Origin of the sequence: Streptomyces sp. Ru62, from assembly GCF_002920615.1 — a bacterium.
In the GTDB taxonomy this organism is placed as follows: Bacteria; Actinomycetota; Actinomycetes; order Streptomycetales; family Streptomycetaceae; genus Streptomyces.
This window is the reverse complement of sequence record NZ_PQSU01000021.1, coordinates 101813-115686: the sequence shown is the minus strand read 5'-3', so window position 1 is coordinate 115686 and position 13874 is coordinate 101813. Positions and strand designations below refer to the sequence as shown.

General features: G+C 72.9%; 12 protein-coding genes and 1 pseudogene. 1 reads left to right on the top strand and 12 read right to left on the bottom strand.

Features of this window, described 5'->3' with window-relative positions; all coding sequences use genetic code 11:
- Window positions 1–46 precede the first annotated feature (46 nt).
- The 7 genes from pqqE to C3492_RS27325 all read right to left on the bottom strand — a co-directional run bounded on the left by pqqE (window position 47) and on the right by C3492_RS27325 (window position 6407).
- On the bottom strand, window positions 47–1246 hold the full coding sequence (gene pqqE, locus C3492_RS27355; RefSeq protein WP_103815001.1) for a pyrroloquinoline quinone biosynthesis protein PqqE: 1200 nt from the start codon (window positions 1244–1246) through the stop codon (window positions 47–49).
- A complete protein-coding gene (gene pqqD, locus C3492_RS27350; RefSeq protein WP_258055912.1) occupies window positions 1243–1512 on the bottom strand; it encodes a pyrroloquinoline quinone biosynthesis peptide chaperone PqqD in 270 nt (89 codons plus the stop codon). Before pqqD ends, pqqE begins: the two co-directional genes overlap by 4 nt.
- Window positions 1512–2285: a pyrroloquinoline-quinone synthase PqqC gene (gene pqqC / locus C3492_RS27345; RefSeq protein WP_103814999.1), complete on the bottom strand. Its 774-nt coding sequence runs from the start codon at window positions 2283–2285 to the stop codon at window positions 1512–1514. Before pqqC ends, pqqD begins: the two co-directional genes overlap by 1 nt.
- Window positions 2282–3196 carry a pyrroloquinoline quinone biosynthesis protein PqqB gene (pqqB, locus tag C3492_RS27340; protein ID WP_103814997.1) on the bottom strand — a complete coding sequence of 305 codons (915 nt, stop codon included), beginning with the start codon at window positions 3194–3196 and terminating at the stop codon, window positions 2282–2284. Before pqqB ends, pqqC begins: the two co-directional genes overlap by 4 nt.
- Window positions 3197–3204: 8 nt before the next feature.
- Complete coding sequence (pqqA, locus tag C3492_RS27335) at window positions 3205–3342, bottom strand: pyrroloquinoline quinone precursor peptide PqqA (protein WP_103814995.1); 138 nt, start codon at window positions 3340–3342, stop codon at window positions 3205–3207.
- Window positions 3343–3413: 71 nt separating this feature from the next.
- Complete coding sequence (locus C3492_RS27330) at window positions 3414–4487, bottom strand: sorbosone dehydrogenase family protein (protein ID WP_103815086.1); 1074 nt, start codon at window positions 4485–4487, stop codon at window positions 3414–3416.
- Between the two features lie 390 nt (window positions 4488–4877).
- Window positions 4878–6407, bottom strand: coding sequence for a glycosyl hydrolase family 28-related protein (locus C3492_RS27325; protein ID WP_103814993.1), 1530 nt, complete (start codon window positions 6405–6407; stop codon window positions 4878–4880).
- Window positions 6408–6439: 32 nt separating this feature from the next.
- Between C3492_RS27325 and C3492_RS27320 the strand changes: the two genes are divergently transcribed.
- A complete protein-coding gene (locus C3492_RS27320) occupies window positions 6440–7141 on the top strand; it encodes a CDP-alcohol phosphatidyltransferase family protein (RefSeq protein WP_103814991.1) in 702 nt (233 codons plus the stop codon).
- A gap of 27 nt (window positions 7142–7168) precedes the next feature.
- On the opposite strand, the pseudogene C3492_RS27315 reads toward C3492_RS27320, so the two are convergent.
- The 5 genes and pseudogenes from C3492_RS27315 to C3492_RS27295 all read right to left on the bottom strand — a co-directional run.
- Window positions 7169–7585, bottom strand: a pseudogene (locus C3492_RS27315) (adenylyltransferase/cytidyltransferase family protein); the annotation flags it as partial.
- The gene (locus C3492_RS27310) at window positions 7576–9129 is read right to left on the bottom strand and encodes a hypothetical protein (RefSeq protein ID WP_103814987.1); all 1554 of its coding nucleotides are present in this window, start codon (window positions 9127–9129) and stop codon (window positions 7576–7578) included. The gene C3492_RS27310 and the pseudogene C3492_RS27315, both read right to left, overlap by 10 nt.
- A gap of 87 nt (window positions 9130–9216) precedes the next feature.
- Complete coding sequence (locus C3492_RS27305; RefSeq protein WP_103814985.1) at window positions 9217–10746, bottom strand: oligosaccharide flippase family protein; 1530 nt, start codon at window positions 10744–10746, stop codon at window positions 9217–9219.
- On the bottom strand, window positions 10743–12332 hold the full coding sequence (locus C3492_RS27300; RefSeq protein WP_103814983.1) for a hypothetical protein: 1590 nt from the start codon (window positions 12330–12332) through the stop codon (window positions 10743–10745). The genes C3492_RS27305 and C3492_RS27300 overlap by 4 nt, the downstream gene beginning before the upstream one ends.
- On the bottom strand, window positions 12329–13801 hold the full coding sequence (locus tag C3492_RS27295) for a hypothetical protein (RefSeq protein ID WP_103814981.1): 1473 nt from the start codon (window positions 13799–13801) through the stop codon (window positions 12329–12331). The genes C3492_RS27300 and C3492_RS27295 overlap by 4 nt, the downstream gene beginning before the upstream one ends.
- Between the last annotated feature and the right edge of the window lie 73 nt (window positions 13802–13874).

Sequence of the window (13874 nt, the reverse complement as noted above, 5' to 3'; positions counted from 1 at the left end):
CGGGCTCCGGCAAGGGATGCGGGAGCTGTGAACCCCGGGCGAGCCGTCACGCGGACGAGGGGGACAGGGCGGCGCCCAACGAGCCCCCGCCCTCCGGACCGTCGTTGGTGACGACGGCGGGCGCCGGCGCCGGTACCGCTCCGGGACGGCGGTGGACGTACGGCGGTGCCTCGGGCCGGTCGCCGTCGGCCGGCTCCCGGACGAGGTGGTGGTCGGGGGAGAGCGCGCACGCCGGATCGGTGCGGGCGGCGTCGCCGGTGAGGGCGAACGCCTGGCAGCGGCAGCCGCCGAAGTCCTCCTCCTGGCGGGGACAGCCCCGGCAGGGGCCCGTCATCCAGTCGGTGCCGCGGAAGCGGTCGAAGGCCGGTGACCGCTCCCAGATCCAGGCGAGCCGGTGGTCGCGGACGTTGGGCGGGTCCAGGTCCGGCAGGGAGGCGGCCGCCGGGCAGGGCAGCACGGTCCCGTCCGGCGCGACGGTGAGCGAGACCGCTCCCCAGCCGCCCATGCAGGGCTTGGCCACACCGTCGAAATAGTCGGGGACGACCCATACCAGGTCGATCCGCCCGGCGAGTTGCTCCCGGCGGCGTTCCACGGTCTCCCGGGCGCGGGCCAGCTGGTCCCGGGTGGGCAGCAGCGCGGCCCGGTTGAGCAGGCCCCAGCCGTAGAACTGCGCGTTGGCCAGCTCGATGCGGTCCGCACCCCAGGCCAGGCCGAGCTCGATGACGGCGTCGACGGCGTCGAGGTTGTCGCGGTGCAGCACGACGTTCAGCCCGAGCGGGATCCCGGCCCGGCGGACGAGCGCCGCGGCCCGTTCCTTCACGGCGAAGGAGGCGGGGCGTCCGGCGATGCGGTCGTTGGCCTCCGGCTCGGCGTGCTGGACGGAGAGCTGGACACTGCGCAGCCCGGCCCCGGTGAGGGCGCCCAGCCGGGCCTCGTCCAGGCCGGTCCCGCTCGTGACGAGCTGTGTGTAGATCCCGGCGGCCTCGGCGGCGGCGACGATCCGCTCCAGGTCCGGGCGCAGCAGCGGCTCGCCGCCGGACAGATGCGTGTGCACGACGCCCAGTTCACCGGCCTGACGCAGGACGTCCGTCCACTCGTCGGTGCTCAGCTCGGTGGAACGGCGGGCCAGCTCCAGCGGGTTCGAGCAGTACGGGCAGTGCAGCGGGCAGGCGTGGGTGAGCTCGGCGAGCAGGGCCCACGGGGGTGCGGGCGCCACGACGGACCCGGGGTTCACGGCGGTGGTCACGTCAGCCAGCCCTCCTGCCGCAGGCTGTCGAGGAAGGCCGGGACGGTGGCGGCCACCGGCGCGCCGGGAAAGCGCTCGGCCAGCTCGCCGACGATCCCGGGCACGGTCCGGGTGCCGTCGCACAGGCCGACGACCATGCCGCCATGGCCTTCGAGAACGACCACGCGTTCCGGCAGGACCAGCAGGTCCGTGCCGCGCACGGCGTCGTGCCGCAGCATCAGCGCGGGGGCGAGCGCCGGGCACCACTGGTCCGCGGTCCGCGGCATCACACCCGCTCCCATGCGCCGTCCCGGTCGTGCGCCCGCTCCTCCTGCCCGACGTGCCCGGACCCTGCCGCGTACTGCTGTACGGCGTCGAGCAGGGACCACAGCACATCGCACTTGAAGGAGAGCGCGGCCACGGCCTTCTCCTGCTCCTCACGGGTGCGGGCCCACTCCAGCACGAGGTCCAGCGCCTCGGCACTGTCGCGCCGGCCCTGGTCGACGCGGGCCCGGAAGTAGGCGAGCCCGTCCGGCGCGATCCAGGGGTAGTGGCGCTCGAACGCCTCGATGCGCAGGCGCATCAGGTCCGGAGCGGTCAGCTCGGTGAGCGAGGCGGCGACGGCCTCCAAGGTGGAGCGCAGACGGCAGAAGTTGACGTAACCCTCCACGGCCAGCCGGACGCCCGGCAGCACGGTCCCGCCCGACAGCAGGGTCTCGCGGTCGACGCCGGCCGCCTCGCCGAGCCGCAGCCAGCGCTCGATGCCGCCCTCGCCCTCGCCGCGTCCGTCGTGGTCCTCGATCCGCCGCAGCCACATGCGCCGCAGCCGCGACGAGTCCAGCTTCGCGATGATCAGCGCGTCCTTGACCGGGATGTGGCGCTGGTAGTGGAAGCGGTTGGTGATCCAGCAGCGCACCTCCTTGGGACTGAGGTCGCCCTCGTGCATACGGACGTTGAAGGGATGGCGGTCGTGGTAGCGGTCCTGGCCCACCGCGCGCAGGCGGTCCTCGAACTCGGCGCGGCTCCAGGGCTTCAGCGGCGGGGGGAGTGTCGTGGTCACAGCTCGATCACCATTCCGTCGTCGGCCACGTCGAGGCCCAGCCGGGCGAGCCGCTTGTGCTGCGGCGCGGCGGGGTCGACGAGGGGGTTCGTGTTGTTGAGGTGGGTGTAGAGACAGCGGGCGGACAGCCCGGCGAGGATGGCGGCGGTGCCGCCGGGTCCGTCGATGGGCAGGTGCCCCATGCCCGTGGCGGTACGGGGGGAGATACCGGTGCGGCGGGGCTCCTCGTCGTCCCAGAAGGTGCCGTCGACGATGACGCAGTCGGCCTCGGCGGCGGCGCGGTGCAGCGCGTCGGACCAGGCGGCCACGGCAGGGGCGTACAGGACGGTCCCGCCGGTGGCGGGGTCGTACAGGCGCAGCGCGACGACCCAGGCGTCGTCACCGGGTGCGTCGGCGGCGTAGCGCGGGCGCTTGCCGGAGACGGGTACGGCGCTGATCCGCACGCCGGATCCGGCCGGCACGGCCGCGTCGGCGTGCAGCGGCTGTGTCCCCCCGCACCGCAGCTCCCGCCAGGTCAGTTCGGTGTACGGGGCGAGGACCGCGCCGAGGCGCAGCCGGCCGTCGACCGCCTCGCGGACCGGGGCGGTGGCGAGGATCTCCACGCCGTCCGCCTCGCGCAGCCGCCCGATCCCCAGCGTGTGGTCGAGTTCGGCGTCGGTGAGCACGACCCCGGCGACCGGTGTCTGCCGGGGCCCGGGCCCGGGGTGGAGGACCGGGTGGGCCTCGATCTGGTCGCCGATGTCGGGAGTGGCGTTGACGAGGTACCAGCGGCCCTCGTCGGCACGGACGGCCAGCGAGGCGTGTCTGCGGCGCCGCCCGGGGTGGGCGCGTGCCCCGGAGCACCCGGGGCACGCGCAGTTCCACTGGGGGATGCCGCCGCCGGCCGCGGTACCGAGAACCTGCAGCAGCATGACGGCGGTTAGCGGACGCTGAGGGAGTAGGCGGTGACCTCCAGCGCGGTGTCGACGACCACGTATCCGGGGGCCTGCCAGGCGGTCCGGTCGATCTCCTCGGTCGTGCGGCTGGGCTGCTCGACCTGCTCGACGGCGTCGGTCATGGGCCGTACCTTCCTTTCTGCGAGGGGGTGTTGCCCTCCCCGGGCGGGAGGGAGCCTTCGGTCGACCGTCGTCACTTGATGGTCACCTTGAGGAGCAGGTCCTTGTCGATGCCGCGGTCACTCGTGCCCAGCCACAGCTGGTCCGCGCCGGGGACCTTGACCAGTGCCCGCAACCGGCCGTAGGCGCCGTTGTAGTAGGCCGTCGCCCGTCCGACGTCCTGGCCGGTGGAGTCGATCGGCACCCGCCACAGCCGGTGGCCGCTCAGCGTGGAGGCGTAGATCACGTCGTTGACGATCGCGATCTGGGCGGGCACGCCTCCCTCGTTCGGGTCCCAGACCATCTTCGGATCGGTCATCCCCCCGGTGCGGCAGGCACCCTCGCAGGTGGGCCAGCCGTAGTTCCGGCCCGGCTTGACGAGGTTGAGCTCGTCCCAGGTGTCCAGGCCGATCTCGGTCGACCACAGCCGTCCGGCGCGGTCCCAGGCCAGCCCCTGGGGATTGCGGTGGCCGTAGCTGTAGACGCGTGTCCCGAACGGGTTCCCGGGGGCCGCGGCACCGTTCTTGGTGATCCGCAGGATCTTTCCGTTGAGTGACTTCTTGTCCTGGGCCAGACGGCCCTTCTGGGCGTCACCGGTGGCGACGTACAGATATCCGTCGGGCCCGAAGGCGATCTGTCCGCCGTTGTGCTGGGTGTCCCGGACGATTCCGGTCAGGATGGGGGTGTAGTTGCTCAGCCTGGTCCCGTCGAACTTCATCTTGACCACACGGTTGTCCTTGGCCGTGGTCTCCATGAAGAACACGTCCTTGTCGGTGGTCCCGTTCCAGGTCGGTGACGTGGCGACACCCAGCAGACCGCCCTTGTCCTGCGTCTGCTCGCTCCACACCGCGTTCGGCACCGTGCCGACCTTCTTCTTGGCGCCGTCCAGGGCGACCTTCCAGACCACGGCGGTGTCGCGTTCCGTCACCAGCGCCGCGTTGCGGCCCCGGAGGAACGAGATCCCCCAGGGGGTCGTCAGACCGCCCGTGAGCTTGCTGATCCCTGACGGTGCGCCACCCGCGCGGAAGGGGGAGGTTCCGGCGGCCGTCGCGGGCTGCCCGGACACGCCGAGTGCGGTGACGGCGGCGACGGCGGTGAGCGCGGCCATGCCCGGACGGACCCGATGCAGCGCCGCATGCGCCAAGCGTGACATCCTGATGCCTTTCATGTCGTGGCGCGACCGCGTGATTCCGGACGGAACGACGCGGCCGACTGCGATACGAGGGGGGTGCTCACTGCTGCGCCGCACCGTGGCGAACCCGGTGAGAAGAGCGGGGTCCGGAGCGTGGCGATGACTCCTTTCCGGAGTGTCAGCGCCCCCTGAAGCAATGGCCACCGGGGTCGGTCCGTGTCGCTGACGGACCGTTTCCCGGCGTCGGGACTGCGGATATCAGTGAGCTTGCGCGCCGACGCGTCCGCCGCCGGTGATCGGCGCCGGGAAGTCCCTCCCACGGGTGACCCGCCGCTGCGCGGATGGGCGCGCGGGGAGTACACCGGATCAGGGGGGCTTCTGCTGCGCGGAGGAGCAGCCCGCCTGGCCGGTGTCGAGCGGCGTCGGGGTGTCCGGGGCGGCGGGAGTCGTCGCGGGGCTCGGCTCGGGGGGCGTCGCCGGCTGCGGCGCGGGGATCGTGGCGGGACTCGGTTCGGGTGCCGACGCCGGGCTCGGGCTCGGACTCGGACTCGGGCTCGGCGCGAGGCACGGGGGCGGGGCGGGCGGGGTGGACGGGGTGGACACGGGCGAGTCGGCCGGGCCGTAGGTGTCGACGCAGTTGACGAACCGCACGAAGGGCACCTGCCCCGTGCCCGCGGTGACCGCGAAGTCATGTGCCGTGTGGCTGCGGAGCAGGCACATGTCGTAGCGGGCGAGGACCGGGAGGGGGTCCGGCGCGGAGGCCGGCCGGTACTCGTGGCGGCCCACCAGCTGACAGGAGTCGTAGCGGATCAGCGGCCCGCGCGGGCCCACGTCGTAGCGGTGCGGGCGGACCTCGGCGGAGAAGTCCTTGAAGGCGAGGCCGGTGTCGTCGCAGTCGCTGAAGTGGACCGTGCCGCCGTTCCACACGCAGTCGATGACGACCACGTCGGGGTTGCGCACCTCGAACCGGATGTCCTGGGCGTGGAACCGCTGCACCGAGTCGTGGTGCCGGGCCCCGGGGAAGCGGAAGAACGTGCTGGTGGTGCCGTACTCCGGGGTGCTCTGCGGACGTCTGCCCGTGATGATGTACGAGCCGCCCCGGCAGGCGATGGAGCCGCCGTAGGGGAACTCAAGGAAGTTGCCCCACTCGTATTCGACCTTCATGTCGGTGAACCAGTAGTTGAGGAACTGGTCCTGGTCGTTCGGCTCCTGCTGCCCGTCCCGCGTCAGCCCGGAGTACAGGAACGCCCGCCGGTAGCGGCCACCGACCCGGCACGCCTCCCACCGCATCTCCGAGTTGGTGTCGGTGCCGCTCAGGACGAGCCCGTACTCCCATTCCCCCATCCACTCGCACTCGGAGAACCGGTAGTCCTGCGCCTGTCCGGTCGAGTACGAGTCGAAGAAGGAGGCGCCCGGTGTGGCCGAGCGGAACTGCATGCGTTCGAAGGAGAGGTTGGACCAGACGTCCTCGTTGCGGCAGAGGAAGGAGCCGGGGCCGGTGCCGGGACGGAAGACGAGACTGGTCATGCGCCTGCCCGCACCGGAGAACCGGAGCCCGCTCGCGGGCCGCGGCGGAGCGACACCGTTCAGCAGTGCGTGCGGACGGGTGATCAGGAACTCACCGGCGGGGATCTCGACCACCACGCGGCCGACTCCCCCGGAGACCCGTGCGGCGGCGAACGTGTAGGCGATCTCGAAGGCTTCGGTGTCGTCGGTGCGCCCGTCACCCACCGCCCCCAGATCGGCCACGTTGACCACGGTGTCCGGATCGGTGGAGGGGCGCGGAACGGCGGACGCGTCGCGGGTCGACAGGGCCGTCGCGGCCAGCGCCGAGACGCCGCCACGCAGAACCCGCCGACGGCTGAGACGGGAGCTGGATACATCCCGTTCTGTCATAATCCCCTTCTTTCCAGCCGATAGGGAGCCAAATGACCGGGTTCATCGAGATGCTCAGGCACATGTCGGCCGCACAGAAGCCGGCGAAGGGCGTGTCGGTCTACACCCTGTTCGTCAACCGTCCGGCCGGCCGCGTCCTGGCGGCCCTGGCCTACCGCGTCGGTGCGACCCCCAATCAGCTCACGGTGCTCGGCGCCCTGTTCACCTTTCCCGCCCTGGCCGCCGTGGCCCTGGTGCGGCCCGGTCCGGGGCTGTCGGTGGGCGTCTGCGCGGCCCTGGCCGTGGGGTTCGCCCTCGACGCGGCGGACGGACAGCTCGCCCGCACGCAGCGCTCGGGAAGTCCGTCCGGCGAGTGGCTGGACCATGTGCTGGACTGCGTCAAACTGGTCACGGTGCACCTGGTCGTCCTGGTGTCGTTCTACCGGTTCTTCTCCCTGCCCGACCCGCTCTTCCTGCTGGCTCCGTTGCTGTTCGAGCTGGCGGCCGTGGTGATCTTCTTCGCCGGCATCCTGACCGAACAGCTCAAGCGGCGGACGCAGGCCCCGGCGCCGGCGGCGCCCGCACCCGCGCTGCGGTCCCTGCTGCTCCTGCCGGTGGACTACGGAGTCACCTGCCTCAGCTTCCTATTCCTGGGCAGCCAGCACGTCTTCCTTTCCGTGTACTGCGCATTGCTGCTGGCCCACCTCCTGTTCATGGCGGCCTTCCTGGTCAAGTGGTTCCGCGAGCTGCGCTGACAGCTTCTCCCGCGACGTGGGCTGGGCGAGCAGCTCCAGGGAACCGCGCAGCAGTGTGCTGGAGGTGTGCACGGTGTAGGGGAAGTAGACGACCTCGACACCGACCTGCGCGAAACGCCGTTCCAGAGCCTGCCACTTGGGCGTGCCCCGCCAGTCGTCCCCCTTGAAGATGACGTGGAAACCGATGCTCCTCCACGTCGCCAGCTTGTCCTCCTCCGACTCGACGACGGCCACGTCGACGCAGCGCAGGTTGCTGACGATCTCCAGGCGCTCGGCCAGCGGGACGACCGGCGACCGGCCCTTGAGGCGCACGACCAGGTCGTCGCTGGCGACTCCCGCGATGAGGCGGTCACAGTGCAGGCGTGCCCTGCGCAGGATGTTGAGGTGGCCGATGTGGAACAGGTCGTAGACGCCGGGCGCGAATCCCACTCGGGTCAGTTCCATGGGGCACCCGCCGCTCCGGCCGTCGCCTGCGCGGGCACGGTCACGTGCAACGGTGGCGACTTCCGGGAGGTGTTCGTCCCGTCCGTCACCTCGATCCGGTACTGGTGACGGGTGCCGGCGCCCACGGAGTCGGTGTGGCTCATCGACGGGCGGTTCCAGTAGGTCGATGACCGCTGCTGCCGGGAGACCAGCCGGCCGTCCCGGTAGAGCCGGTAGGTGAGCTGCGCGTCGTCCCGGTCCCACGAGGCCTTCCAGTGCAGGGTGACCTGTCCGGGGCGCTCGGCGGAGAGCGAGAGGGCGGGAACCGCCGGTGCCCCGGTGTCGGGGCCGGCGCCGAAGCGGGTGAGGGTCTGCTGGGGCTCGCCGTTGACCCGGGTGAACTCACCGCCCACCCACAGGACGCCACGGGCGACCGTCAGCGCGCGGGGCCCGACCTGTTCCCCCGTCCCTTCGTCGGTGTCGGGGAACCAGTGCATGATCCTGCTGTCCCGGGGCGACTGGGCCAGCAGGTGCTGCCGGTCCTGCCGCTCCGGGAACCCGCCCGGCGTCTCATGGCAGTCGTGGGCGTGCGAGGCGCTGTAGAGGACGCCCCGGTAGGGCAGGACGGCCTGGGTGGCGCCGCGGCAGGTGTCCTTCCAGACCATGCGGTCGTTGTCGAGGCGGCCCGCGATACGGCCGTCGAAGACGCCCTCGCCGTGGCCCTCGGCACCCACGTAGAACCGGGAGCCGTCCTGCGCGATCGACTTCACCGACGACCGGGGCGGCAGCCAGTGGGGGAAGGTGTGCTCGGTCGCCCCGCTGGTGGAGTTCAGGGCGACCAGCGAGTGGGCCGACCGGCCGTTGACCCGCTCGAAGTCACCGCCGGCGTAGATCTTGTCGTGCGAGGGCACCACCGACAGCGCGCGCACCGGAGCGTCGACGTCGGCCCGGAACGGCCGCAGCTCACCCTTGGGGGTGAAAGCGGCGATGTGCTGTCGGGTCCGGCCGTCGACCTGGCGGAAGTCACCGCCGAGGTAGACCGTCCGGTCAGTGGCGTCGATCGCCCGGACGGTCGCGGACACCGCCGGCCGGAACTCCCTGCGCACGGAGCAGTCGGCCGTGTCCAGGGCGACGGCGCTCGCCACGCCGGTGGACCCGACACGGCTGAAGGAGCCGCCCACGTACAGCACCCGGCCGTCCGGTGAGGTCTTGAGCGCGCGGACCGTTCCCTCGCCCCCGGTGAACGACGGCGCGCACGGCAGCAGGGCGCCGGTCACCGCGTCGAACGCGGCGAAGTTGCGGCGCGGGACCTCCCGGTCGCCCGGCCTGGCGCCCGGCGGCCGCACCGAGTCGAAGGTCCCCCCGACATAGACGACACCGTGCGCGGCGGCCAGTGACCAGACGATGCCGTTCGTCTGCCACGTGGTCAGCGGGTCGGCGGTGAACGATGTCCTGGGTTCGCCGGCGGCCGTGGCGGGAGCGGGTTGGAGCAGGGCGGCGGAGCACAGGAGCGTGGCGGCGACAGCACTGGTGGCCGCCCTCGACGGGAGATTTCTCAGGCGCAAAGGACACCCCGGATGGCAGTGGTGTGGGCGACACGCGGGGAATGACACGGGGCCCGCCGCACCCGGACCGCACACCCTTGCCCGGGCTCATGCGGCGCGACGGCGCAGGACTCCGACCAGCTCACTCACTCCCAGCGGCCTGCGATACCACCACAAAGTAGTACCAAACGCACACAATCCCAACGTCATCCCGGCGGCGAGTCCTGACGTGGTGTCACCTCCCAGTGAGCGCACGGCGGCCAGCACCACCGAGACGGCAAGTCCGGTACCGAGGGCGGTGGTGTAGCCCCGGTCCACGGTCGTGAAGCCGAGGCGGCGCCGGATGAGCAGGGCGGCCGAGAGGTTCTCCACCACGATGGCCGCGCCCCAGGACACGGCGGCCCCGACGACGCCCCACCGCGGCACGGCGAGCAGGCCCACCGTCAACTGCACCGTGAACGCCAGCGCGGTGACGGCCAGGTGCCAGGAACTCCTGCCGGACATCAGCAGCACGGTCTGGGCGTTGCCGACCGCCACGTTGACCATCGAGGCCAGGCACAGCACGACCAGGGCGGGCGCTCCGCGGACGAACTCCGGGCCGAAGAGCGACAGCACGGTCCGCGGGAAGGCGGCCACGAGGACGAACAGCGGCCAGGAGAAGAGCACGATCCAGCAGGTCGAGACCCGGTGCAGGTGGCGCGCCTCGGCGACCTGGTCGACGGCGAGCAGCCTGCTGATCTGGGGTGCCACGGCGAGCCGCACGGCCAGTTGCAGCAGGGTGCCCGCGGTGACGACGCGGCCGATGGCGGTGTAGACGCCCGCCTCGGCGCCGGTGGCCAGCGCGGACAGCAGGATGACGCCGACCCAGACCGCGCTGATGTCGAAGACGGACGAGATCGCGCGGGGTGCCGCGAAGCTCCAGAAGGCGCGCCAGGGAACGGCTCCGCGCACGGCCGGCCGCGTGGTGCCGCGCAGGGCGCGGCAGCGGCGCAGGGCCGGCCAGGCGGCCAGGGTGCCGGCCAGCGCGGGCAGCAACCAGGCCGCGGCCAGAGGGAGCAGGCCCGGCACACAGGCGGCCACCGGTACGGCGATCAGCACGCGCAGCACCGGCTTGCCGACCTGCTCCACGCCGACGAACGGCAGCACGGTGCCGTGGCCCTGGGTGGCGCCGAGCAGGACCAGTCCGACGGTGGCGAGGGGCAGGAACAGCCCGAAGAGCCGGACCAGGGCGACCGCGTCGGCCGGCGGCAGGTGCGGCAGGAGCGTGGTGGCCACCGCCGGGCACAGCAGGAGGACCAGGGCGGCCGCCGTACTGGCCACGGCCGCGGGTACGAGGGCCGCGCGCAGCAGACCGCCCACCGAGCGGCCGCCGCCCACCGCGATGTCCCGCGAGACCAGACGGACGAGCCCGCTGTCGGCGCCGAGCTTGCAGGTGTTGCCGAGGATGGTGAACAGGGCCACGCCCGTGAAGACCGAACCCGCGCCCTGCGCTCCGAGGGCGCGGGTGATCAGGCCGACGAAGACGAAGGCGAAGACGGCGTTCGTCGCGGAACCCGCCACACCCCACCACCCGCCCCGCGCGGCGGCGGCGACGCTGGTGGCGGCGGGGGCGGCCGCGGTCGCTTCCGGGGCGGTCATCCGCGGGAGACCGAGAGCGTGTCGTCCTGCGCCGGGAGCTCCACGACCGGCGTGGCGGTCTCCGCCTCCGGGCGGCGCGCGGGGCGGCGGCGCAGAACGGCGCGGAGGCGTCCGCGCCGGCGGCCGGCGTCGAGCACGATGCCGAGGAGGGTTCCGCCGGAGCAGCCGACCAGCTCGTGCACCCGCCTGAGGTCGTCCCGCCGGGTGGTGCCGAGGCCGGCGACCAGCAGGACGCCGTCGACACGGTGGGCGAGGGCCAGGGCGTCGGCGTGCTCCAGAAGCGGCCGGGTGACGACGACCGTGGTGCGGGAGTCGGACCCGGCCGGCAACCGGTGGACGGCGGCGGACCCGCCCGCCCGGTCGGGCGAACCGGAGCCGCCGCCGGCGCAGCAGGCGAACCGCCCGGCGGTCCCGGCGTCGACGAGGCGGCTCCCGGCGGGCAGGGAGGAGGCGTCCTCGGCCGTGCGGGCGTCGTCCGGCAGCAGCGGCAGCCGGGCCGTGAGGGCGGCCGTGCCGGGGTCGGCGTCCACGAGCAGCACCTCGTCGCCGCACTCCGCGAGGGCCGCGGCCAGATTCACCGCGACCTCCTCGGTGGCGGCGCCGCGCCGGGGGGAGACGACGAGGAGCCGGCCGGTGCCGGCGGGCAGACCGGTCCCGCGCAGGCGGTAGGCGAGGGCGCGCAGGATCTCGGCCCGGTCACCGCCCTGGCGACCCACCGCCGGCAGGTCGCCGTTCTCGTCGTGCCCGGTGGGCAGCAGGCCGAGCACCGGGGTGCGCAGCGCGGCCCGGGCCTCGTCGGCCGACCGGACCCGGGTGTCGAGGGCGGAGCGCAGCCAGGCCAGCAGGATGCCGAGGGCCAGCCCGCCCGCCAGTCCGAGTGCGAGCAGGGCCGGCAGGCCGGGCACCGAGGGACGGGCGGGCGCCTCGCCGCGGCGGACGATGTCGCCTCCCTCGGTGTCCCGGGAGTTGATGTCGACGACGCGCTTGTGCAGCGTGTCGAGCTGGCTCTGCAGGGCCTTGGCGGCGTCGTCGTCCTCCGTCTCCTTCTTCTGAGCCGCCTCCACCGTCTTGATCTGCTGCTCCACGCCGCGGGTGGCCCGCAGGGCGGCGGCTTCGTTGCGCGCCTTGCGGTCGGCCAGATACGCCTCGGCGAAGGCGTTGGCGCCGCGCGCCGCGCGCTTCGGGGTGCGGGCGGTGAACTCGAAGCGCAGCACCTGGGACTTCGCCTGGTTGGTGATCCGCAGATCGTCCTCCAGTGCGGCCGCCGTGCCGTCGGCCTGTCCCATGAGGCGTGCCGCGCGGACTGCGACCGCGGTGCTGGCGGCGATCTGCTGCTCGGTGCCCATGCTGACCTGGCTGTCGGCGGCCACACTGACCGTGCCGAAGGGATCGGCGGTGGAGCGTACGAGGACTTCGCTGGTGGAGGTGTAGGTGTGGGCGCCGGAGAGGGCCAGGGCGGCGCCGCCGAGCAGTCCCAGGACGATACCGAGGGCGATGACGACGCGGTGGCGCAGGAGCCGGCGGAGCTGGTCGCGTAGCTGGTCCGGCTCGTCGTACCGGTCGTAGAGGTGGATGGGGCCGGTCACGGGTGCCCTCCTGTTCCGGGCAGCGGTGCGGGGCGGGTGGGTGCGGTCGGCGGCGCCGACGGGACGAGCCGGGCTGCGCGCGCGCCGGGGGTGGTGACGAGCAGCGGAACGGTCACCAGCAGCGTCAGCGGCCCGACGATCCCCAGCAGGCTGCCGCGCAGGAAGACGATCTGGTAGAAGGCGAAGGCCGGGACCAGGAACGTCGCGAGGGCGCCCGCCCGGTCGCGGAGCCGGTGGCGCACGTCGTCCATGCGCCGGCCGGCCGCGCCGAGCAGGAAGAACACGGCGGCCACGGCGGGCGGGCCGGCCCACAGGTAACTCTCGATCCACAGCGGGGCGGAGAGGTTGAGGAAGTCGTAGCCGGCGTACTGGGCCAGGGTGATGCCGGTGTCCCCCGGCTTGTCCGGCCACAGCGAGCGGGGGACCGGGAACAGCACCGGACCCAGGACGCCCTGCGGTGAGAATCCCTGGTCCCGCGCCATGTCGATGCCGGTCTGCACCTGCTGGAAGGCGTCGTAGTCGCCGTTGGCGGTGAACTGCGCGGACAGCGAGACGACGGTGAACTGCTCACGGTCGCTGTAGCGGAAGTAGTCGCTGTACGGGAAGAGCAGCAGCACGGTCGCCATGAGGGTGGCCGCGATGACGCGGAAGGCGCGGGGCCGGCTCAGCCGGGGAACGGCGAACAGCAGGGTCAGCAGGACCGTGCCGAACCAGAACCGCGGTTTGCTGACGGGGTTGTTGACGACGACGTTCAGTGCGAGGAGCAGCGGCAGCAGCAGCCGGCGGATGCCGCGCAGCAGACGGTCGCCGCCGGGCACGCGCGGTACGTACAGCAGGCCCAGCAGCGCCCAGAACGCGGGCACGGACAGGGACCAGCTGCGCAGGGCCGACAGGAAGGCGTCGTCCGCACCGTCGGTGAAGCCCGCCTCGCGCAGCGCCTGACGGCTCGTGAAGTAGGCGCCGACGCCGCCCGGTTGACCCGGGATGAGCAGCGCCGCCAGGGCCAGGGCGAGCCCGCACAGCGACAGCAGGCGCCAGGGCGCGAGACGGCGGGACAACAGCCGTTCCACCGGCCCCGGCGAGCAGGTGGCGGACCCGGCCGCCGTACGGGCGCGCTCCCGGCGGGCGGCGACGGCGGCTCCCGCACTGTGGGCGAGGAGCCCGAGTTCGACGACGGCCACGGCCGTGAGCGCGGTGCCCTGGCCGGTCCGGTAGGCCCAGGGGTAGGTGTCGGTGGCGAGCTGCGCCAGGGGCGCGAGGCCGAGCCAGATGTAGGCGAAGACCCAGAAACCGAGGGCGGTGAGCCGCACCGTCGTCCCGGTGAGCACACGGATGAGGGCCACACCGCTGTGTCCCAGCACCACCCCCTGCACGGCGAGCGGGACCGACAGGTGCGCGCCGTCCGACTGGAGGATCAGCCCCGGCAGCAGGACCAGCAGCGCCACGGCCCAGAGGGAGACCGCGGCCACGCTGCGGACGGGAGCCTCGCGCCACCGAAGGTCGTGACCAGTCGGGTATTTCGCCTGAAAGCTCATCAACAGG

What these genes read in the sequence shown, in the direction of transcription:
- pqqD (WP_258055912.1), bottom strand. Translation starts at nt 1,512, where the DNA reads ATGCCGCGGACCGCGGACCAGTGGTGCCCGGCGCTCGCCCCCGCGCTG.
- pqqB (WP_103814997.1), bottom strand. Translation starts at nt 3,196, where the DNA reads ATGCTGCTGCAGGTTCTCGGTACCGCGGCCGGCGGCGGCATCCCCCAG.
- pqqA (WP_103814995.1), bottom strand. Translation starts at nt 3,342, where the DNA reads ATGACCGACGCCGTCGAGCAGGTCGAGCAGCCCAGCCGCACGACCGAG.
- C3492_RS27330 (WP_103815086.1), bottom strand. Translation starts at nt 4,487, where the DNA reads ATGGCCGCGCTCACCGCCGTCGCCGCCGTCACCGCACTCGGCGTGTCC.
- C3492_RS27325 (WP_103814993.1), bottom strand. Translation starts at nt 6,407, where the DNA reads ATGACAGAACGGGATGTATCCAGCTCCCGTCTCAGCCGTCGGCGGGTT.
- C3492_RS27320 (WP_103814991.1), top strand. Translation starts at nt 6,440, where the DNA reads ATGACCGGGTTCATCGAGATGCTCAGGCACATGTCGGCCGCACAGAAG.
- C3492_RS27305 (WP_103814985.1), bottom strand. Translation starts at nt 10,746, where the DNA reads ATGACCGCCCCGGAAGCGACCGCGGCCGCCCCCGCCGCCACCAGCGTC.